Below are 19,185 nucleotides of genomic sequence, written 5' to 3' on the forward strand. Positions count from 1 at the left end.
TCGAAAATTCGAATCGGTCGTTAACACTTTCCCTATGCTTCCTTTTTGATTCTTGATGCCGCTTTCTTTCTAGGTGCTGCGGCTTTTTTAGGTTTTGTCCGATCAATGGATGCCTGTAATGCCGCCATTAAGTCAGTGACGTTTGATGCTACTTCCTTCGTTGCGGCTGATACTGTTTCTTGGCCGTTTCGTTTCGATTCAATCAATTCCAGCAGTGCCGTTCGATATTCATCTGTGTATTTTTCTGGTTCAAACTCTGTTGTCAATTGGTCAATCAGTAATATAGCGGTGTCTAACTCCCTTTTCGTCACTTTATCTTCTGAAGGCACACTTGGAACATCCCCCGCTTTACGAACTTCATCAGGATAATGAATCGTTTCCATGACTAATACACTTTCATATACACGAATAACGGCCAATTGCTCTTTGGAGCGAATAATAATTTTGGCAAGACCCACTTTTTGGGACTCCTGCAATGCTTTTCGAAGCAAGGAATAGGCTTTTCCCCCTCCCTCACTTGGAGACATATAATAGCTTCGATCGTAATAGATTGGATCAATTTGTTCCATTTTGACAAAATCAATAATTTCAACGGCTTTCTCTTCGTTTTCTTTTCTTAACTTTTCGAGTTCGTCATGATCAAGGACAACAAATTTACCCTTTGTATACTCATAGGCCTTAACGATATCCTCAGGTTTTACTTCTTCCTCACAAACAGAACAAACTTTATCATATTTTATTGGGGCGTGACATTTGTTATGCAGAGTCCGGAGCTTGATATCTTTATCCTCTGTCGCCGTATGGAGCTTGATGGGAATGTTAACAAGCCCAAAACTAATACTACCCTTCCACATCGTATGCATCTAGTAATTCTCCATTCTTTTTGTTTCTATTGTACGTCATGTGAACAACCACATTCCTAAAAACAATTGGAAAAAGGATGAATCCGATGATAATTAAACAAAATAAACAAAAAGAAGGGACAAATTTACGATGAAGCCGATGCTGCCAAGCCTTACATTTGATTTGCCTGTTCACCCTGATTGGCTATACGAAGTAAAATATGATGGATTTCGAGCTATTTTGGAATGGAATTCACGAGGAATCGAACTGACCAGCAGAAACGGAAAGTCACTTCTCGCACAATTTCCAGAAATAAAAGATTTTTTGTTAAACTATGAAGAACAATTTAAGCCCTACTTGCCCCTTCAATTAGATGGGGAACTCGTCTCATTAGAAAATACACACAAAGCTAATTTCTCGATGATCCAAGTTCGGGGACGATTAAGATCGGAACGAAAAATTAGCGACCAAGCCAACAAATCCCCCTGCCGCTTGATGGTGTTTGATGTGCTGATGATCGCTGGCAAAGGATTACATGCCCTTGTTTTTCATAAAAGAAAGAAGGAACTCATCAAACTGTTTCAAAAAATCGGGTTGGGACTAGAGGCAGACCCTAATGATGAACAATTACTTCAGCTCGTCCAGGCCTATGATAATTTTGAATTGCTGTGGGAGAAGGTTGTTTTATATGATGGAGAAGGAATTATTGCCAAACATAAGAACAGCCTTTGGGAAGAAGGAAAGCGGTCCTTACAATGGTTGAAATATAAAAACTGGAAATTTGTCAGCTGCTTTATTAGCTCATATGATAAAACAAATGGTTATTTTTATGTCAGTGTCTATAAGGAAAATAAAATTTTCTCAATCGGTCAAGTTCTTTTTGGCTTTAAACCTGAGGAAAAACAAGCTTTGCAGAAAACGATAAAACAAAACATGATCCGAGAAGATGCACAAATGATTACCGTTGAGCCAGCCATTTGCATAGAGGTAAAATATTTAGAACTCTATGAAAATCAGCTGCGTGAACCGCATTTTGATCGGTTTCGCTTTGATCTAGAACCATCTTTATGTACCTATGATCGTTTTATTTTCGCCCAAAAAAACCTGCCGGAAGACTTAGATATTACCCATCCGGATAAACCACTTTGGGAAAAACTTTCGATCCGAAAAGCTGATTATATCCTTTATCTAAGAGAAATTTCACCGTATATGCTCCCTTTATTAAAAGACCGCTTGTTAACTGTCATCCGTTTTCCACACGGGATGTTCGGTGAAGCATTTTATCAAAAAAACTGCCCGGATTATGCACCGGAATTTGTGCAAACACATTCTTCCGAAGGGATTGACTATATTCTATGCAATAATCTTAAAACCCTCGTTTGGCTCGGCAACCAATTAGCAATTGAGTTTCATGTACCATTTCAAACCATTCATAGCAGCGGGCCCGGTGAAATTGTCTTTGATTTAGACCCCCCTTCTAGGGACCACTTTCAATTGGCAATAAAAGCAGCATTGTACATTAAAGAAGTCCTCGATCAATTAAATTTAATAGGGTTCATTAAAACCTCCGGGAACAAAGGGCTGCAAATTTATCTCCCGCTGCCCGAAAATGAATTTACATATGATGATACCAGGTTATTTACAAGCTTTATTGCGGAATTTTTAATTTCCAAGGATCCTGACTCTTTTACGATTGAAAGGATGAAAAAAAAGCGTGGGAACAGGCTTTATGTTGACTATGTGCAACATAGCGAAGGAAAAACAATTGTCGCACCTTATTCAATGCGTGGAAATGAACATGGTGGTGTTGCTACCCCGCTTTATTGGGAGGAAGTGAATGAAAAACTCGTGTCTGTTTCGTTTAATATGGAAAATGCAATCAAACGTATTCGCCAGCAAGGTGATCCTTTTTCAAAATACTTTCAAACAAAATCAATTCAGCCATTTGCCCCTGTATTAGAGATCCTAAAAAAGGGCAAAAAAGGATAGGGAAAACCCTATCCTTTGATTTCTGTTTTGAGATATCTTTGTGTCTCTGATTGGAACTTCTCATAGGATGACTGTTCCATCAATTCCATTTTCGAAGAGACAGTGAACGCTCCCTGCTCGAGGTCCACATTGACTGTTGCATGATAAAGATACGTTGCATTTCCAATCAAGTCGATGGTGTATTTCCCCTCGTTTTGATGGACGACACACTGTACTCTGCCACCATTATTAAAAACATTGACTACTTCTTCGAAGGTATTTAATCCGTGTAAACAAGTGACGAGTGTCGAGGCTGACATGGCTGTACCACAAGCATTCGTAAAACCAACACCGCGCTCATAGGTTCTTACATAAATGTTACCAGGTTGTAAGTGTTTAACAAAGCTTACATTAACACCGTCCGGAAACAACTCATTAGGTCCATTCACTTTTTCACTTAGTTGGTTTTGCAGGTCTCCTTGAAGCTGTTCAGTTTCCACAATGGCAATTAGATGGGGATTCGGAACAGCAAGTGCTGTAAACCTTAAATCCTCTGAAAGTTCTTCAATTCTTTCATTGTATAGTGTTGGTTTATTTAAATTTAATGGAAGAGCTTTTAATTCAAACAAGACAGGGGAAATTTCCACCTGGTAGGTGTGGATATCCTTCTCAAGCTCCATTTGCTTGCTTACCTTTAAATTCGCTTTCATCGTTTCAATCACAGCTTTACTCCGCCCCAGTTGTTCACAAACATATCTAGCCACAAGTCGAAGTCCATTTCCACACATCGAAGCCTCCGAACCGTCAGCGTTAAATACACGCATTCTAGCATCGGCGTTCTCGCTTTGCATAACGAAAAGAATGCCATCCGCACCTAATTCAGATTGGCGATTACATAACAACTTCGCGAGGTCTGCACGTTCTTTTTCCGTAAAAGCATATCCATTCGATATTTCGTCGATGATTAGAAAGTCATTTCCCGATCCATGACCTTTTATTAACTTGATTTGCATCGTAAAACCCCCACAAAATTGATAAAAGTGTTTTATTTATCATATCAAACAATGTACGTGAGGGAAACTGTCGATTCTTCTATCTTTCGATAAAATATTCGTTAATGATAAAAGACATCCGGAGGAGCTTGTCCTGCTCAGATAATGTCTCCCTTAATGAGAGGACTGGCGTATTGGGCTCTGGAAATAGCGGACTCCATTCGATTGGCATCCATCCCCGGCGAAGCCGACCGTCCGGAAGCGGATTGCTTGTTATAATCTGTTCATCCATAAAAGTAGAAGATCCTTCGATAGCACCAATATACCTCCCCTTCGGATCTAGTAATTTCTTTTTATTTGTTCTCCAATCGAGTTTCCTTTTTTCAAAGCGGCCTAAATATTGTCTGTTATGATCAAATACATCTATTTTAATAACCTTTCGGCCACTCACCTTGAAATATCCGATTGCTTCATTATCCAAATGGTAGAGTGCAAAAATTTTCGAATGGCTCAATTTCTTTAGACCTTTGCCATAGAACCTCTCAATCATTCCTGCCAGATGCCCATCCGGAAAATAGAGGAGCAGGCGTGAGGATTTGGTATTCAAAAATAATACTAGTAAATGGCGTGCTTCAAATAAGGACTGAAAGCTTCGCTCTGAATGCATCAAATTCCTGTCTATTGACAATGACTGCCTCATTCTAAAAAGGGAGATTTGAAAACAAATCAGACTATAAATCAGGAATGGAATCATTAATATCATTATTTCGTTGTTTTTAATAAAAAAAAGATTGCCAGCAACAATGATGATGGCTGGAACTAGAGCAGCAATACTACCATTTAGGTTCAAATTAGCTGTATCCCGGTAATATTCATTTATTTTCATCTAGAAAACTCCTTATCAATTCCTCTAGTTTTAGTTTATTTAATATAAGCTAAAAAAATGATAGAAGATTTGAATTCACAACAAAAAAGAAGAGACAGTTTGGTCCCTTCTCTTAAGCATTGATATAGTTAATAATAGAGGTCATTGAAGTTTTGGCATCCTCGTAACCTTGATTGTATAGATCTTCTAATCTTTGCGGATTTCGTTCCATTCTACCGACCTTTAACGGCTTTGTGGGGCGGATGACCAATACATTTCCCTCTTTTTCTTCCTGTTCAATGTATTCGACGGTTTCATTATAGATTTGGTATCGGTTTCGAAGTGACTGTTGCAAGCCTTTGTAATCAGGGTACTTCCGATCTACAAGAAAATGAAATTTTGAGGGCTTTTTCAGATAGCCTTGATTTCTAGTTAAGATGACAATATTTTTTAGAAACCCATCCAGTTGTGCTTTTTTAATTGGAATGGGATCACTGATACCACCATCAAGTAAAAGTTTGTCCTTAAAACGAACCTCCGGTGCAATAAACGGCAACGAGCTTGATGCGCGCAACACGGTTAACAGGTCATTCCCATATTCTTGTTTTTTAAAATAAACAGGTTCTCCTGTGTGACAATCGGTTGTCCCGACGACAAACTCAGAGGGACTATTATAAAATACATCATAATGGTAGGGTACATGTTTATTAGGAATTTCGTTAAAAATGAAATCCATGCCAAAAAACTGTCGATTACGAAAGTAATTTTTCCATGAAATATATCTTGGGTCAGAAGCATATTCAATTGTAACGGTTTTATTTCTCCCTTTTTGCTTTGACAAATACGAGGCGGCATTACACGCTCCTGCAGAAACCCCAATGACATAAGGAAAAAACAACTGTGATTCTAAAAAGTATTCAAGGATTCCGGCAGTGTAAACTCCGCGCATCCCGCCACCTTCTAGTACCAAACCAACTTGATTTTCCATGTTGCAACGCCCCTTCTTGTTAACATTAAACTTAATAGTTAATTGTCATTATAGTCCTTCCACTTTAATATACAAAATGAAACGACTCCTTAAGAGGCTAGCTCTTTTTTTCTAAAAATAAACACACTAAGCCAAAGCAGGATGATGATGCAGGCTAGTGTTAATAGACTTGCAGGCAGAGTATCATCCGGAATTGCACTTGACAATAGCAGCTCATTTGCATAGTTGGTAAGTTGTGACGGGCTCCATTCAAGCCAATTGGATAGAGGACCTGTTACTAAAGTAAAAACAAACACCACTGCTAAAGAGGTAAATCCTGCAATTCCAGGTGTCAATAGGGAGGCACTAAAAAAGACCGTCAACGTCAAAACTACCGTAAGCCATAAGCCATATAATAAATACGACTGAAAAAATAGATCGATTGGTATCCAGTCAAATAAGATACCGGTATAATACCAAGTCGCAATTGAGCCAATTAATAGAGAAACCCATAATAATAAGAAGCCACCAGCCCATTTAGCTGTGATAAAAGAAAAATAGGAAACAGGCTTTACTAATATCATAGCAGCCACACCGCTTTTTCTTTCACCCGCAATGATTGCCATCGTTGAAAGGACGATAATTAATACACCGATGGTCGTGTATTGGCTCAACCCTTGTATTAAAACCTCCGATGCAGTTGGTGGCGGGATTTCGATTACCGTTCCTTCAGGTAAACCGCCAAGTGAATCAATAATTTGCGGCAGATAGTAACTAGATACTGGCTCTGAAACACCTAATAAAATAAAGGTAATCGGTACCCAAACCCATTTGAAATTCCGCCACATTTCTATTAACTCTTTTTGGAATAAAGTCGACCATTGGTTCATTTCCCCACCACCTTCATGAATACATCTTCAAGGGTCATACTGCTGACTTCAAACCTTTCAAGGGGCAAGTTTTGTTCCGCGATTAACCTCAGAAAAGCCTGCCTGGCTAGAACGATGTTTGTTACAAAAACACTAACTCTATTCCCTTCGACACTGATGGAATGAGTAAGTTTATGATTTGAAAATATTTCAGCATATTCCCCTGACTTCCCCGTAAAGAATAAATCAATTTTGGGTTGTTGATGTCGTTCCCGAAGCTCTGCCATGGATCCTGACTCGACAATTTTTCCATTATGCAGAAATAAAATCTCATCACATATTTCTTCCGCATCATTGAGAATATGAGTGGAGAAAAGAATCGTGGTTTCCTTTTTTAGCCCTTCAAGCATATCCAATACTTCTCTTCTTCCGATTGGATCTAATGCAGATACCGGCTCATCGAGCATAATAAGCTGGGGGCGATGAATAAGTGCTTGGGCAATTCCCAACCTTTGTTTCATCCCGCCTGAATATTTTGCCACTCTGCGATTTTTCGCCTCCAATATCCCTACCAATTTTAAAAGCTCTAAAGAACGATCCTTGGCTTCCTTACGACCTAAGCCCGCAAGTCTGCCTGCATAGGACAAAAATTCAAGGCCTGACATCCATTCGTAAAAAACTGGAAATTGCGGCAGGTACCCAATTAATTCGCGGATGTCTTCTCCTTTTTTGGCATCAGTAAAAATGATCGTACCATCCGTCGGTTCCATTAGCCCCGAAAGCATCCGTAATGTGGTTGTTTTCCCCGCCCCATTCGGTCCTAAAAGAGCGATACATTTCCCTTTATCTAGTTGGAAATCAATCCCTTTAATCACTTCTGTCCCTCTGAAACTTTTTTTTAAATGATTAATTTGAATGAGAGACATCAGTACCGCTTCCTTCCAATCACGAAATAGAGAATCGGTCCAAGAATGTTAATGAATAAAATGATGAGTACCCATAACCACTTTGGACCATTTGTAGTCTCTATTCGTATTAAGTCAATAATGGCAACGATAATAAGTATCAGTTGAATGATAAAGATAGGTGCTAAAATCGGTAAATTATTTACCAGTACGTCCATAAATCCCCACTCCCTTCGTTTCTTTCCTATTACTATATTTTACATTTGAACCGAAAAACCTGTAAAACCCGAAAAAATTCTTTGTCGGGTTCTATTTGCAGGTTATTTAATCAGTCTAAAAATCAACGGGAATCGATATTCATTCCCTTCATATGCTTTAATTGCGGCAATAATAGTAAACACAAAGAGCATTACCCCTAATACCGCTAAGGCAACAAATCCTATTAAGACGATGGTTAAGATTCCGCTGACAAAAAAGTAAACGGTATAGGAAATCAAAAAGTTGAAATATTCCCTGCCATGATAATCAATAAATGATGATTCATCCTTTTTTATTAACCAGATTACTAGTGGTGCGATTACTGGGAAAAATATACTTAACACATAAATACCAGCAGCCATTAACCTTTCATCATTATTTACCATTTTCTATTCCCCCATTGGAATATATTTTTAATATTCATTATTATTTACGCCACTTCATTTAAAAGGTTTCATAATCCGTGAAAAAATTTATCGGATCAACTTCTCCTAAGGCACGAAACTTGTTAAAATCAATAAAATAACTATAAACAACGTGCAGAAAGGTTTTATTATGACAAAAATACTTCTAAAAAACGCAACGGTATATCCAATTACTTCAGGACCCATCCATCAATGTGATGTCCTTATTGAAGAAGGAAAAATTAAGAAAATCGGAAAAAATATAACCACAGATTTAAATGTAAAAATAATTGATTGTGGCGAATTATATCTTTTACCGGGTTTTATCGATGTTCATACTCACTTAGGTCTATATGATGAAGGCACGGGCTGGGCTGGGAATGATGCAAATGAAACGGTTGAAGCCCTCACACCCCACATTCGGGCAATCGATGGGGTATACCCCTTGGACCCCGCGTTCACGGATGCAGTCAAAAGCGGCATAACGACGGTCCATGTCATGCCGGGAAGCGCCAACGTTATTGGCGGTACAACCTCTGTTATCAAAACGACTGGTAAAAATATAAAAAAAATGATTATTCAAGGGATTTCAGGTTTAAAAATTGCCTTGGGGGAAAACCCAAAAAGAATTCATAGCCATGGCAACAATGATTCCATTACAAGAATGGGGATTATGGGGATGCTTAGGGAAGCCTTCTACCAAGCAATCCATACAGATAATCCGGATTTACCCAGAGTCGCTCCTATCGTACTGGCCTTAAAAAGACAAATTCCAGTTAGAATCCATGCCCATCGTGCGGATGATATTATTTCTGCACTTCGTTTTGCAGAAGAATTTAATCTTGATTTACGAATTGAACACTGCACGGAAGGACATTTAATCGCTAGTGAGTTGTCAGGATTGGGTTTAAAGGTTTCTGTTGGGCCAACATTGACGCGAAGATCCAAAGTCGAATTAAAAAATAAAACGTGGAAAACCTATCAAGAACTAACGAATCACGGTGTCGAAGTATCGATTATTACCGACCATCCATATACACCAATTCAGTATTTAAATATTTGTGCGAGTTTAGCGGTTCGTGAAGGATTATCCGAGCAAAAAGCATTAGAGGGAATTACAATTCTACCAGCTAAGAATTTGAAATTAGACCATAAACTCGGAAGTATCGAAGAGGGTAAGGAGGCAGATTTAGTGCTTTGGAGCCATCATCCATTTCATTACTTGGCAAAGCCTAAGTGGACGATGATTGGCGGTGAAATGATCCATCTAGGAACCTAAAATCCTGTAGAAAATTGGTAATAAATATTATCGAAAAATACACAAAAAACCTATTTATTTTTTAACATTTTTCTTGTATTATACTCTAAGTGAAATGTTTTAGAGACCTGAATACTTTGGGGGTTTACGAACACATTCTGTTAACAAAAAAATGATATAGGGAAGGCAAATGGTGCGCCACCAGTTTTACTGGTTCTAGTGGGTTCGATTCCCACCCCGGAATTTTTTAGTAACTTTATAAAAAATTTCGAGGGTGGACCGCTTCTTTTGACATGGGATCGGAATGCCCTAATGGAGGGATATTCATGCTTAAAAAACGTGATCTTCATGACAGCCACACATTGTACGAATTAATGACGCACCCTGATGTCTTCCCCTTTGTACGCCAAAAAGCTGATTCCTATGAAGAATTCTTATTTATGACCAAACAAACCATTGAAGCCGAAGAACGCGGTGAATTAATTTCACGGACCATTCTCGATGAATGGGGCTCACCAATCGGTACGATTAATCTATTTGATATTGAAGACAATGCTGGTTTTTTAGGAACATGGCTTGGCAAGCCCTATCATGGCAAGGGTTATAATTGCCCGGCTAAGGATGCCTTTTTTCAAGAAATTTTTTATGAAATAGGGATTGAGACAGTTTTTATGCGCATCCGCAAGGTGAATATTCGCTCCATCAAAGCTGCGGAAAAACTTCCTTATGTTATCAAAGCAAATGAAACTAGAAAAGCAATATATGAGCAATTAAACGCAAATGATGAAGTATATGATATATATGAGATTCCAAGGGATCAGTACACCTTTTACCTTATGCGAAATGGTGCTGTTCAATCAGACGATTCACAATTACTTGAAGCATAAAAAAAAGCAAATGGCTACGGCCGTTTGCTTTTTTTGCATGTTCAATAAATAATAAATATCTGCTATTATTCCGTTATATTTTGCTCGATGCTTTCGTTCACGTCACTAAGACCCATTTGGAGCAAAAATTCATCTAGTTCCTCATTCGTCAATGTTTCAAAGCGGCCATCATGAAAAAATACTTGGGTTTGATTAGGATTGATTCTATTCATATTAAAACTCATTTTCTTTGCCCCTTTCATAGATGATTACTTTATATTGTCTACAAAGGGAGCAGTTTTCATTCTTGAAAATCAAATAGTTCAAAAATTATACTAATTCTTAAGTACTTTACCTAATACGTTTACTCCACCAGTCACAGGTATAATACTCCCTGTAATTAAGTCCGATTTTTCGTCAATTAGGAAGGCAATAACTCTAGCTATATCTTCTCCTGTTCCCTGTCGTCCAATTGAATCATTTCCCTTGGTATCTTCTATATCACGTTCTTTCCATTCGGTGATTATATCACCTGGACAGACCATATTTGCCGTGATTCCGTGCTCCGCTTCCTCGATAGCAATTGTCCTTGTAAGAGAGGCAGCACCTGTTTTGGCTGCGGCAAAGGCCGAACGATAGATCCAACCTGGTGCGGTTTCTACACGATCATATCCAATGGTAATTATTCTCCCCCATTTTTGGTTTCGCATGGAAGGAATAATTAGTTTTGATAAATAAAAAACAGCACTTAAATTCCCCTGTAATATATAGTTCCAATCCTCGAAGGAATAATCTGTTAGCTTTTTTCTTTCATGTATGTATGGACCGGCATTATGAACTAAAACATCAACCGTAGGGAAAGAGGACAGGACCTCATTTACAATGCGGATGCACTCCTCTTTGTTCGATACATCTCCTTGGATTGCGATGTTCTTTGTTCCATAACGAGTAGTCAGTTGGTTTGCTAAAGAAATAGCTTCGGATTTACTTTTACGATAATTAATGGCTAACTGATACCCATTTTCTGCAAGATAAAAAGCAGTTTTTTTGCCAATACCAGAAGCTCCTCCCGTTATCAAAGCCGTTTTCTTTCTCACGAATCATTACCTCTCTATTTTTGAATTTCTCTCTTAACTATATGTTAAAAAGAAACAATTATTAATGCAAATTATAATTACCACTGTGATAACTTACTTTGCACTAAGACAAAGTTTTTATAGCGGATGGGCAATCATTAGCATAGGATAAGATATCTGAACAGACGGAAAGGATGAGACCAGTGTTACCTTGGAATATATTCCCTTTTAATAAGGATATGAAAGATAAAATGACAAAAATGAAGCCTGAAGAAATAAATAATTATGTTCAAGAACTAATGGGGAAATTCATGCCTGCAAACATGAAGGGGGTTATGAATCCTCAAGAATTATTTCAAAATTTACAACCATCGGGACAACCGCTGGACTCGACCAAGGGTATTCTAAATTCATCGGTCTTTGAGACCCACGATTTTGTGTATGTTAGAATTCCAGTGAAACAAGAGGACTGGGTGAAACAACTTCGAATTTATTATACATCCAATCAACTAATCGTCGAACATATTCCTCATCATGAAGATAAGCACACGATAACCCTCCCTGCGATTGTAAAAAAGAAAGGAGCAACAGCTACCTTCAAAGATAGCATGCTTGAAGTAAAAATCCCCAAAAATGTTGATCTGCAGTATTCACAAATTGACGTAACTGAAATTTTTTAAAAGACCCTTATGGGGATTGAAAGGACAGCCAAAATCGACTGTCCTACCCTTTTGTTTTAATGACCTTCACCATTCATCTCCATCCCATCCATAGAGTCCTTCTTGGCAGCATCCTCTGGTTCACTCGGTGACCCGATCGTAAATTCCTTTTTAGGCATATTATGCATATCTCTGGCTGTAACGTGAGAAATGATATAATACGTTCCTTCTTGAGAGAAGGATTTTTCAAGGCGATAGATTCCATTTTCGGTATGTTTAATTTCTACCTTTTCATGCTTGTCAGCCTTAGACCGCCAAATCTCAAAAATGACCTCTGCATCCGCTACTTTATCTTTCCCTTGTGTAACCTTCGCTTCAAATGTTATCGGCTCATTCATTTTTCCCGGATCTGGTTTAACGGTTAAGGCTACATCTACCATCTGCGGTAAATTATCAGCTTGCTCCTTTTTATTACTGCAAGAAATAACAATACTTAAACATAAGACAGTCATCAAAAATACAAACAGCTTTTTCATCGTTCCCTCTCTCCTAACTTAATTCTTCCATCACTTGATTATGGATTTTAATTATCAATAGCTTGTCTTCTTCCGAAACCGTTGAATCGATTACTCTTTTGATGGCAGAATAGTATTTCTCATACTTATTTTTCCTGGTTCGAGGATGTGAGTTTGCATCTTGAAGCTCCCTTTTAATGGCATCGAACAAAGTCTCCTTACTATTACGGCCCTCGGTATCTAGTAAACGATTATTCCAAATCATCCGATATTCTTTTAAAAGATCATCAAAGGACATTTTTTCTATCGACAAATAACCCCCTCCTTTGTCTTCACTTGCATTGTTACATATTTACCATCATCATTGCAAAACATAGATATTAACAAGTCTTGAAAAGTGAAATCGTCTATTTAGCCCTTCCACTTGTCTCAAGGCGATGGAACTAGACACCATGAAAGGAGAAAGCTTATATGTCAACACCTTATAAATGTCCAAATTGCAAAACGAATCGGAGCCGCTTTAATGTGATTCAACAAGTTTCCCATTCTGTTAAGCTTGACCCTCAATCGGGAGCGGTCATTCAAGAATATGGCGAAGATAATTTAGAACCCTTCCATCTTCCTTATAAAGGTCCAGAGTTCCGAGTTCAATGCGGTACCTGCGGACTAATAGAAGATGAACGTACCTTTATTAAATTTGGCGAACAACCGATTTAGCCTATTTCAAAAAAAACATCCTTTTTATTGGGGGAGTCCAACAAAAAGGATGTTTTTTTATTTAAGGTTATTTTCTTTTAAAAAATCCTTAGAATCCACTTTCCACGCATCCATTGGTGAAAATCTTATCAGATGTATGTCGCCTCTAAAGGATTGCCGGCCCCTATCTTTTATGTACCAGTCCACTTCAATCGGTACATCCAAACTAATTTCATTTGTTAAATCCTCTGCTGGTAAAAATTCCATTCGAGAAATTCTAATATTTTCTACAATCGCTAAAATAGGCTTCCATTTGATTTGTTGTAATGAAGCTTGTGAGGTAATCCGGGCATCTTGCTGTTTCAATCCTGCAATATAGGCATTGATTACCTCATAGGGATTTGCCTTTCCTAAATACTGATTTAGCTTTCCGGATGCTTTTAAAACCATCAGCATATGTGATAGGTCCATTGAGTTAGTACGATGAGTCGTACTACCATAGAAATGAATACAAAAGTGACCCGGAAAGTTATTCGCTAAGGCCCCAGCACCATGAGGCATTCCATGCATCGAGCCCGCTATCCATTGATCCTTATGGATAACAATAATGGCACGGCGTTTCCAGCTCCATTTTCCACCATAAATTCGTTTCATTACTTTTGTGTCTTTGGAGGTTAATGGTTGGACATCCGCATGGTGGCTTCCCGCCCGTCGTTGCACCTTGAACCTTTTTCCCGTTTCCACATCCAATACTGTAAATTTCGTGTACTTCGGGAGAATTTGATTTACTTCTTTCCAGTTCAACATCTCGATTTTATAACTGATTGTTGATTTTGCTTGAACCCCTTGACCAGATAGGAGGATATAAATAAACATAATACAAGTCGCTACCCTCTTCATCGTATCCTCCTTGTACAAAAACTTTGCTACATTAAAAGAATTACCTGAAGAGGAATTTATCATTCATAAAATCATGGTATTTTTCTTACAGTTCAAGATTCCCTAGTTGCGTTTCAATCTCTCCCCAACTTATATCTTCACCAATAAACACAAGGTTTAATGGCATATTCATGTCTTCTTTTAAATAAATCGGCATCCCATATGAATATTGAAATAAGAAAGGAAAATCCGAATAGTCAAATTTTATATAACCCTTAATTCGGTAAATACTATCAGGTAAACTTTTTAAAAAATTCTCAAATTCGGTATGGCTAATGGCAGTTTTAAATTGATATACAAAGGTCGATAGATTTAATTTTATTTGTTGTGATTTTTGCTCACCCTTTTCGAAAGAAACAGTAAGCTTTCGCAACTGATCAAGTGGCACCTGTGAATAATTAGTGAGAAGGCATCTAGCATAGGGATTGATCGATTGAATTTCGAAAGTTATCTTTGCTTGTTCATTCGCTTCTAATTCATTCATTTTGTTAATAACAATAAAGTCCGCATGCCTAACTTGCTCGAGAATCAATTGCTGAAGCTGAGGACTTAATAATTTTCTGTCCATCCATCTTGTACCATCTACTGTTGTTAGTATGCCTTTTATCAATAATTTATCTGCAAACAATGGAGAAAGGATTGCATCTATAACCTCCACAGGGTGTGCAGCACCAGTTGTTTCAATATAAATGACGTCGGGTTTTTCATCTAGTAGCAAGCCTTGCAGCTGGGCTTCAAACTTGTCTTGAATGGAACAGCATATACAGCCGCCTAGCAGCTCTTTTAAGGAAACATCCTCCCCCGAAACTGCATCAGAGTCGATCGAGACTTTCCCTAGTTCATTCATCATAACGGCTGTTTTTCTTCCTGATTTCTGTTCATCTTCTAACAATCGTTTTAATAGGGTTGTTTTCCCGCTACCTAAAAATCCAGATAATATATAAACCTCAGCTTTTTTCATTCTCTATTCCCTTTCTAACAATCAAAAATTGTAATCTAAAAAAATGAACCCAACTCTAGAGAGTCGGGTCACTTCTTGTTTATTTCATCGTTCCTTTTAATACTTTGACTGCCTCTTGCATTTGCGTATCACTGGTTTTGATTTTATCTCTTAATAACTCCATTAGTTTCATGGTGGAATCACCTTTTAAAACTCCATTGGCTGGGAGCTTATTAGCTTTTTGGAAGGCAGTAACGGCAGCTTTTGTTTTTTCATCAAAAAATCCATCTGTCCGTCCTGGATTATATCCAATTGCTTTGAGCATTTTTTGAGCCGTTTGAACTTCAGTCGATGATGTAGTTAGTTTTAGTTCCTTATCAGGATTAATAATTGTTAAGGTTGCAAATTCAGGTAAGGAAACTGCTACATCAGGATTGATCCCCTTTTTATGAATCCAATTCCCGTTCGGTGTCAACCATTTTGCTGTTGTGAATTTAAGGTTTGAGCCATCCTTGAAATCTGAAGCAGTCTGTACTGTTCCCTTCCCAAAAGACTTTTCTCCGATTAATTTCACACCTGCGGATTCTTTAACTGCTGCAGCAAGTATTTCTGATGCACTGGCACTTCCTTTATCAATTAAAACTACCAATGGAAGATTTGGGTTTCCTTCATTCTGTGAAGGATATTCTTTAATCTTTCCATTTCGATCTTCTACTTTTAATACTAATTTCCCTTTTGGAACGAACATGCTCGAAATCGAAATGGCTTGGTCTAATAAACCGCCTGGATTTTGGCGCAAGTCTAAAACTAGACCCTTCATTCCTTTCCCATTTAACTCATTCAAAGTTTTAACTAGCTCCTTTGATGTATTGCTTGAGAAGCTGGTAATTTGAACCTTCGCAATACTGTCACCTACCATTTCACCATAAACGGTTTCAATCGGTATGTCATCACGGATAATTGGCACAGTCATTGGTGCATCTGTTCCGGGACGTTGGATAGACAACTCCACCTTTGTCCCCTTTTTTCCACGAATGAGCGTTACCGCTTGAGTAGAATTCATTCCTTGAAGGCTTTTTCCATTCACGGACATAATCATGTCGTTTGGTTTTAACCCTGCTTTTTCAGCAGGAGAACCTTTGATTGGAGAAACAATAACGATATGGCTGTCCTTTTCCTGAATTTCAGCACCAATCCCTTGAAAAGATGAAGAAATGCTGCCATGAAAACTTTCGGCTTCTTCATTACTCATATAATCTGAATAGGGGTCATCGAGTGACTCCACCATTCCATTAATTGCACCATTGATGGCCTTTTTTTGGTCAATATTCTTATAATAACCACTTTTCAATGTATCAAATGCTTCATAGAGTTTATCAAATTCTGGTCTTTCTGTTCCAACTGTAACGACCTTTTCATCTCCAAATGCAAGGGCAAATGTTGTTATACCCGCCGATAGAAACACAACCAAAAACAACAGCATGATAAAATGAAATTTCTTTAATCGTATGTATCCTGATTTAATTTCTGTTTCTTGCCCGTGTTCAATAATTGATTCTTCCACTTTTGCTTGATCATTCTTCTCGTCTTTCAAAGCCTTCACCACTTTCATTAACCATAAAAATAACCCTTAGTGATTAGGATAACATCTTTTACATAAAATTAACAAAGAAAAGTTAGTGAAATTATTAATTTAAAAAACGGCACTTACCAAATGGTAAGTACCGTTTATTTTTATACTACATCATAACCTTGATCTTCGACGGCTTCTTTTAACTTTCCAAGAGGTGCTTTGCTTCCATCATGTCCAACCTCAACCTTGCCATCTTTTAAAGAAACACTTACTTCACTTACACCTTCTACATTAAGAAGTGCAGTTTTCACTGCCTTTTCACAATGTCCGCAAGTCATTCCTGATACCTGTAATGTTGTTTTCTCCATGAAGATTACCTCACTTTATTTTTATTTATATTTTAACTCGCTTCAATCGAAGTGAGTTAGACACAACGGATACGGAACTAAATGCCATCGCTGCGCCAGCCACCCATGGGGCTAACAAACCTAGGGCTGCAATGGGAATTCCCCCTGTATTATAAACAAGGGCCCAAAAAAGATTTTGGCGAATATTTTGCATCGTTAGTTTACTTAACGCCATTGCCTTTGGAATCAAGGTTAATTCTCCACCAAGAATGGTGATATCAGCCGCTTCAATCGCCACATCCGTACCCGTACCGATTGCAATCCCAATATCCGCAACGACTAGGGCAGGTGCATCATTTATTCCATCGCCTACCATGGCCACCTTCAACCCTTTAAGCTGTAGTTCTTTGACATGATTGGCTTTTTCCTCAGGAAGGACTTCTGCAATAACATTCGTTATTCCGACTTGATTTGCAATGGCTTTGGCTGTTCGTTCATTATCACCCGTTAACATAAACACCTTAATTCCTAATTGGTTTAATTGATGAACCGCCAGTTTCGCTGTTTCTTTAACCGTATCAGCAACAGCCACAACACCCATTATATTGGAATTTATGGCAATGAACATCGCTGTTTTCCCTTCGTTTTCCAATCGTGCCAGATCTTGTTCACCGACCATGCTGGGAATATTTTTTAGAGTCATCAGTTTACGGGTGCCGACAAATATTTCATCCTCACCTATTTTTGCTTCAATACCATATCCAGGGACAGCCTTAAACCTTTTCACTGGCAGGGTACTTGATCTTTTTTCAACTCCATATTTCACAATCGCTTCAGCAAGTGGATGCTCTGAAGACTTCTCTGCTGAAACGAGGTATTGGATTACCTTTTTTTCGTCTTGATAAGCTATAAAATCGGTTACAGTAGGTTGTCCTTTTGTAATCGTGCCTGTTTTATCGAGGACGATTGCATTAATTTTATGAGCTGTTTCTAAATGCTCCCCACCTTTAAAAAGGATACCCATTTCCGCCCCCTTACCTGTACCAACCATGATAGATGTGGGAGTTGCTAATCCAAGCGCACATGGACAGGCAATAACTAGAACAGCAATGGATGTTTCTAATGCAGAAGGGAAATCTCCAGGACTCACGAAGAAGTACCAAATCAAGAATGTTAATAGTGAGATAGCAACCACTACAGGGACAAAATAACCTGATATTGTATCCGCAACCCGTTGGATTGGTGCTTTGCTGCCTTGGGCTTCCTCGACAATCTTAATAATTGATGCAAGCGCTGTGTCCTTGCCAACCTTTATTGCTTTAATAGTAAGAGTACCATTCTTATTTATTGTCGAACCAATAACACTGTCGCCAACGGATTTTTCAACGGGGATGGACTCACCAGTAATCATGGATTCATCAATAGAAGATTGCCCTAAGCTGATCAATCCATCAACAGGTATTTTTTCCCCTGGTTTGACTAACAGGTAATCAGAAACGTTCACTTCTTCAAGTGGAATTCGAAGTTCCTTACCTTCCCTTAGGACCGTAGCTTCTTTTGCTTGGAGACTTAACAACTTCGAAATGGCAATCGTTGTTTTCCCCTTTGCCATCGTTTCAAATAATTTTCCCAATAGAATTAAAGTAATCAGAACAGCACTTGTTTCAAAATAAAGATGTGGCATATAAGCAGGGTTTCCAATTGTTTTCAATCCTTCAGCCAGGCTATAGAAATAAGCGGCAGAAGTTCCTAACGAAACCAGAACATCCATATTAGCACTTTTATTTTTCAGGGCTTTATAGGCACCTAAATAAAAAGGACCACCTATATAAAACTGAACTGGTGTTGCTAATAGCAATTGGAACCAAGGATTCATTAGTATATGCGGCATAGGTAAACCAAGATCCACAGGCAAATGTGCAAGCATTGTATATAAAAGGGGGATTGACAGAATAACCGAAAGAAGAAACGTTCGTTTTTTCTGTTTTATCTCCTCTTCTTTATACTGTTGTTTGGTGTTCCTGTTAGCCTTTTCTTTTGCTTCATATCCAAGTTTTTCTATTTTAGTAATAATATCATGACTGGAAACAAGTTCTTTATCGAAAGAAATAGCTGCACTCTCCATTGCCAAATTGACGTTTGCCTCAACACTGTCCATCTTATTAAGTACTTTTTCAATTCTCGTTGAACAGGCTGCACAGGTCATTCCGGTAATATCTAATTTGAGCTGCTCCCTCATTTTGAT

Annotated in this window: 22 protein-coding genes; 5 read left to right on the top strand and 17 right to left on the bottom strand. The window is 38.2% G+C overall.

The genetic code is table 11. From position 1 onward, the window contains the following. Nucleotides 1-32 precede the first annotated feature (32 nt). A complete protein-coding gene (ku, locus tag BDR01S_RS02835) occupies nt 33-863 on the bottom strand; it encodes a non-homologous end joining protein Ku (protein ID WP_066256686.1) in 831 nt (276 codons plus the stop codon). Between the two features lie 130 nt (nt 864-993). On the opposite strand from ku, the gene BDR01S_RS02840 reads away from it, so the two are divergent. Beyond that, a complete protein-coding gene (locus BDR01S_RS02840) occupies nt 994-2,832 on the top strand; it encodes a DNA ligase D (RefSeq protein WP_066256688.1) in 1,839 nt (612 codons plus the stop codon). 8 nt (nt 2,833-2,840) lie between these two features. On the opposite strand, the gene dapF is transcribed toward BDR01S_RS02840, so the two are convergent. From dapF to BDR01S_RS02875, 7 genes are all read right to left on the bottom strand, one after another. After that, nucleotides 2,841-3,824 (bottom strand): diaminopimelate epimerase, encoded by a 984-nt coding sequence (dapF, locus tag BDR01S_RS02845; RefSeq protein ID WP_066256691.1) that lies wholly within the window; start codon nt 3,822-3,824, stop codon nt 2,841-2,843. 79 nt (nt 3,825-3,903) lie between these two features. Next, on the bottom strand, nt 3,904-4,689 hold the full coding sequence (locus BDR01S_RS02850) for a hypothetical protein (RefSeq protein ID WP_066256694.1): 786 nt from the start codon (nt 4,687-4,689) through the stop codon (nt 3,904-3,906). Nucleotides 4,690-4,801: 112 nt separating this feature from the next. Then, nucleotides 4,802-5,656, bottom strand: a complete 855-nt coding sequence (locus tag BDR01S_RS02855) for a patatin-like phospholipase family protein (RefSeq protein ID WP_066256696.1) — start codon at nt 5,654-5,656, stop codon at nt 4,802-4,804. A gap of 89 nt (nt 5,657-5,745) precedes the next feature. Continuing rightward, the gene (locus tag BDR01S_RS02860; protein WP_066256698.1) at nt 5,746-6,525 is read right to left on the bottom strand and encodes an ABC transporter permease; all 780 of its coding nucleotides are present in this window, start codon (nt 6,523-6,525) and stop codon (nt 5,746-5,748) included. Then, nucleotides 6,522-7,430 (bottom strand): ABC transporter ATP-binding protein, encoded by a 909-nt coding sequence (locus BDR01S_RS02865; protein ID WP_066256701.1) that lies wholly within the window; start codon nt 7,428-7,430, stop codon nt 6,522-6,524. Before BDR01S_RS02865 ends, BDR01S_RS02860 begins: the two co-directional genes overlap by 4 nt. Then, nucleotides 7,430-7,627: a PLD nuclease N-terminal domain-containing protein gene (locus tag BDR01S_RS02870; RefSeq protein WP_066256704.1), complete on the bottom strand. Its 198-nt coding sequence runs from the start codon at nt 7,625-7,627 to the stop codon at nt 7,430-7,432. The genes BDR01S_RS02865 and BDR01S_RS02870 overlap by 1 nt, the downstream gene beginning before the upstream one ends. A gap of 102 nt (nt 7,628-7,729) precedes the next feature. Continuing rightward, entirely contained in the window at nt 7,730-8,053 is a 324-nt protein-coding gene (locus BDR01S_RS02875) for a DUF4870 domain-containing protein (RefSeq protein ID WP_066256707.1), read from the bottom strand. 169 nt (nt 8,054-8,222) lie between these two features. On the opposite strand from BDR01S_RS02875, the gene BDR01S_RS02880 reads away from it, so the two are divergent. Continuing rightward, nucleotides 8,223-9,350, top strand: coding sequence for an amidohydrolase (locus BDR01S_RS02880; RefSeq protein WP_066256712.1), 1,128 nt, complete (start codon nt 8,223-8,225; stop codon nt 9,348-9,350). A gap of 305 nt (nt 9,351-9,655) precedes the next feature. Then, a complete protein-coding gene (locus BDR01S_RS02885; protein WP_066256714.1) occupies nt 9,656-10,216 on the top strand; it encodes a GNAT family N-acetyltransferase in 561 nt (186 codons plus the stop codon). Between the two features lie 65 nt (nt 10,217-10,281). Here BDR01S_RS02885 and BDR01S_RS25645 read toward each other — a convergent pair whose 3' ends face one another. Next, a complete protein-coding gene (locus BDR01S_RS25645; protein ID WP_169801402.1) occupies nt 10,282-10,428 on the bottom strand; it encodes a hypothetical protein in 147 nt (48 codons plus the stop codon). A 102-nt stretch (nt 10,429-10,530) separates the two neighbouring features. Next, on the bottom strand, nt 10,531-11,292 hold the full coding sequence (locus BDR01S_RS02890; protein WP_066256717.1) for an SDR family oxidoreductase: 762 nt from the start codon (nt 11,290-11,292) through the stop codon (nt 10,531-10,533). 173 nt (nt 11,293-11,465) lie between these two features. Between BDR01S_RS02890 and BDR01S_RS02895 the strand changes: the two genes are divergently transcribed. Beyond that, entirely contained in the window at nt 11,466-11,951 is a 486-nt protein-coding gene (locus BDR01S_RS02895) for an Hsp20/alpha crystallin family protein (RefSeq protein WP_335582590.1), read from the top strand. Nucleotides 11,952-12,007: 56 nt separating this feature from the next. Here BDR01S_RS02895 and BDR01S_RS02900 read toward each other — a convergent pair whose 3' ends face one another. Both BDR01S_RS02900 and yoyC read right to left on the bottom strand, forming a co-directional pair. Then, entirely contained in the window at nt 12,008-12,466 is a 459-nt protein-coding gene (locus BDR01S_RS02900; protein ID WP_066256722.1) for a FixH family protein, read from the bottom strand. 13 nt (nt 12,467-12,479) lie between these two features. Continuing rightward, on the bottom strand, nt 12,480-12,758 hold the full coding sequence (gene yoyC, locus BDR01S_RS02905) for a protein YoyC (protein WP_235846478.1): 279 nt from the start codon (nt 12,756-12,758) through the stop codon (nt 12,480-12,482). A 158-nt stretch (nt 12,759-12,916) separates the two neighbouring features. On the opposite strand from yoyC, the gene BDR01S_RS02910 reads away from it, so the two are divergent. Next, the gene (locus tag BDR01S_RS02910; RefSeq protein WP_066256725.1) at nt 12,917-13,162 is read left to right on the top strand and encodes a DNA alkylation repair protein; all 246 of its coding nucleotides are present in this window, start codon (nt 12,917-12,919) and stop codon (nt 13,160-13,162) included. 57 nt (nt 13,163-13,219) lie between these two features. On the opposite strand, the gene BDR01S_RS02915 is transcribed toward BDR01S_RS02910, so the two are convergent. The 5 genes from BDR01S_RS02915 to BDR01S_RS02935 form a co-directional block, all read right to left on the bottom strand. Then, nucleotides 13,220-14,041 carry a hypothetical protein gene (locus BDR01S_RS02915; protein ID WP_066256729.1) on the bottom strand — a complete coding sequence of 274 codons (822 nt, stop codon included), beginning with the start codon at nt 14,039-14,041 and terminating at the stop codon, nt 13,220-13,222. A gap of 85 nt (nt 14,042-14,126) precedes the next feature. Beyond that, nucleotides 14,127-15,041, bottom strand: a complete 915-nt coding sequence (locus BDR01S_RS02920) for a CobW family GTP-binding protein (protein WP_066256732.1) — start codon at nt 15,039-15,041, stop codon at nt 14,127-14,129. 79 nt (nt 15,042-15,120) lie between these two features. Continuing rightward, on the bottom strand, nt 15,121-16,584 hold the full coding sequence (locus BDR01S_RS02925; RefSeq protein WP_472460752.1) for a lmo1851 family serine protease: 1,464 nt from the start codon (nt 16,582-16,584) through the stop codon (nt 15,121-15,123). A 170-nt stretch (nt 16,585-16,754) separates the two neighbouring features. Then, nucleotides 16,755-16,961 carry a copper chaperone CopZ gene (gene copZ, locus BDR01S_RS02930; protein ID WP_066256740.1) on the bottom strand — a complete coding sequence of 69 codons (207 nt, stop codon included), beginning with the start codon at nt 16,959-16,961 and terminating at the stop codon, nt 16,755-16,757. A gap of 25 nt (nt 16,962-16,986) precedes the next feature. Beyond that, nucleotides 16,987-19,179, bottom strand: coding sequence for a heavy metal translocating P-type ATPase (locus BDR01S_RS02935; RefSeq protein WP_066256743.1), 2,193 nt, complete (start codon nt 19,177-19,179; stop codon nt 16,987-16,989). Nucleotides 19,180-19,185: the final 6 nt, after the last annotated feature.

The sequence above is a fragment of the Neobacillus drentensis NBRC 102427 genome, assembly GCF_001591445.1.
Lineage (GTDB): Bacteria > Bacillota > Bacilli > Bacillales > Cytobacillaceae > Neobacillus > Neobacillus drentensis.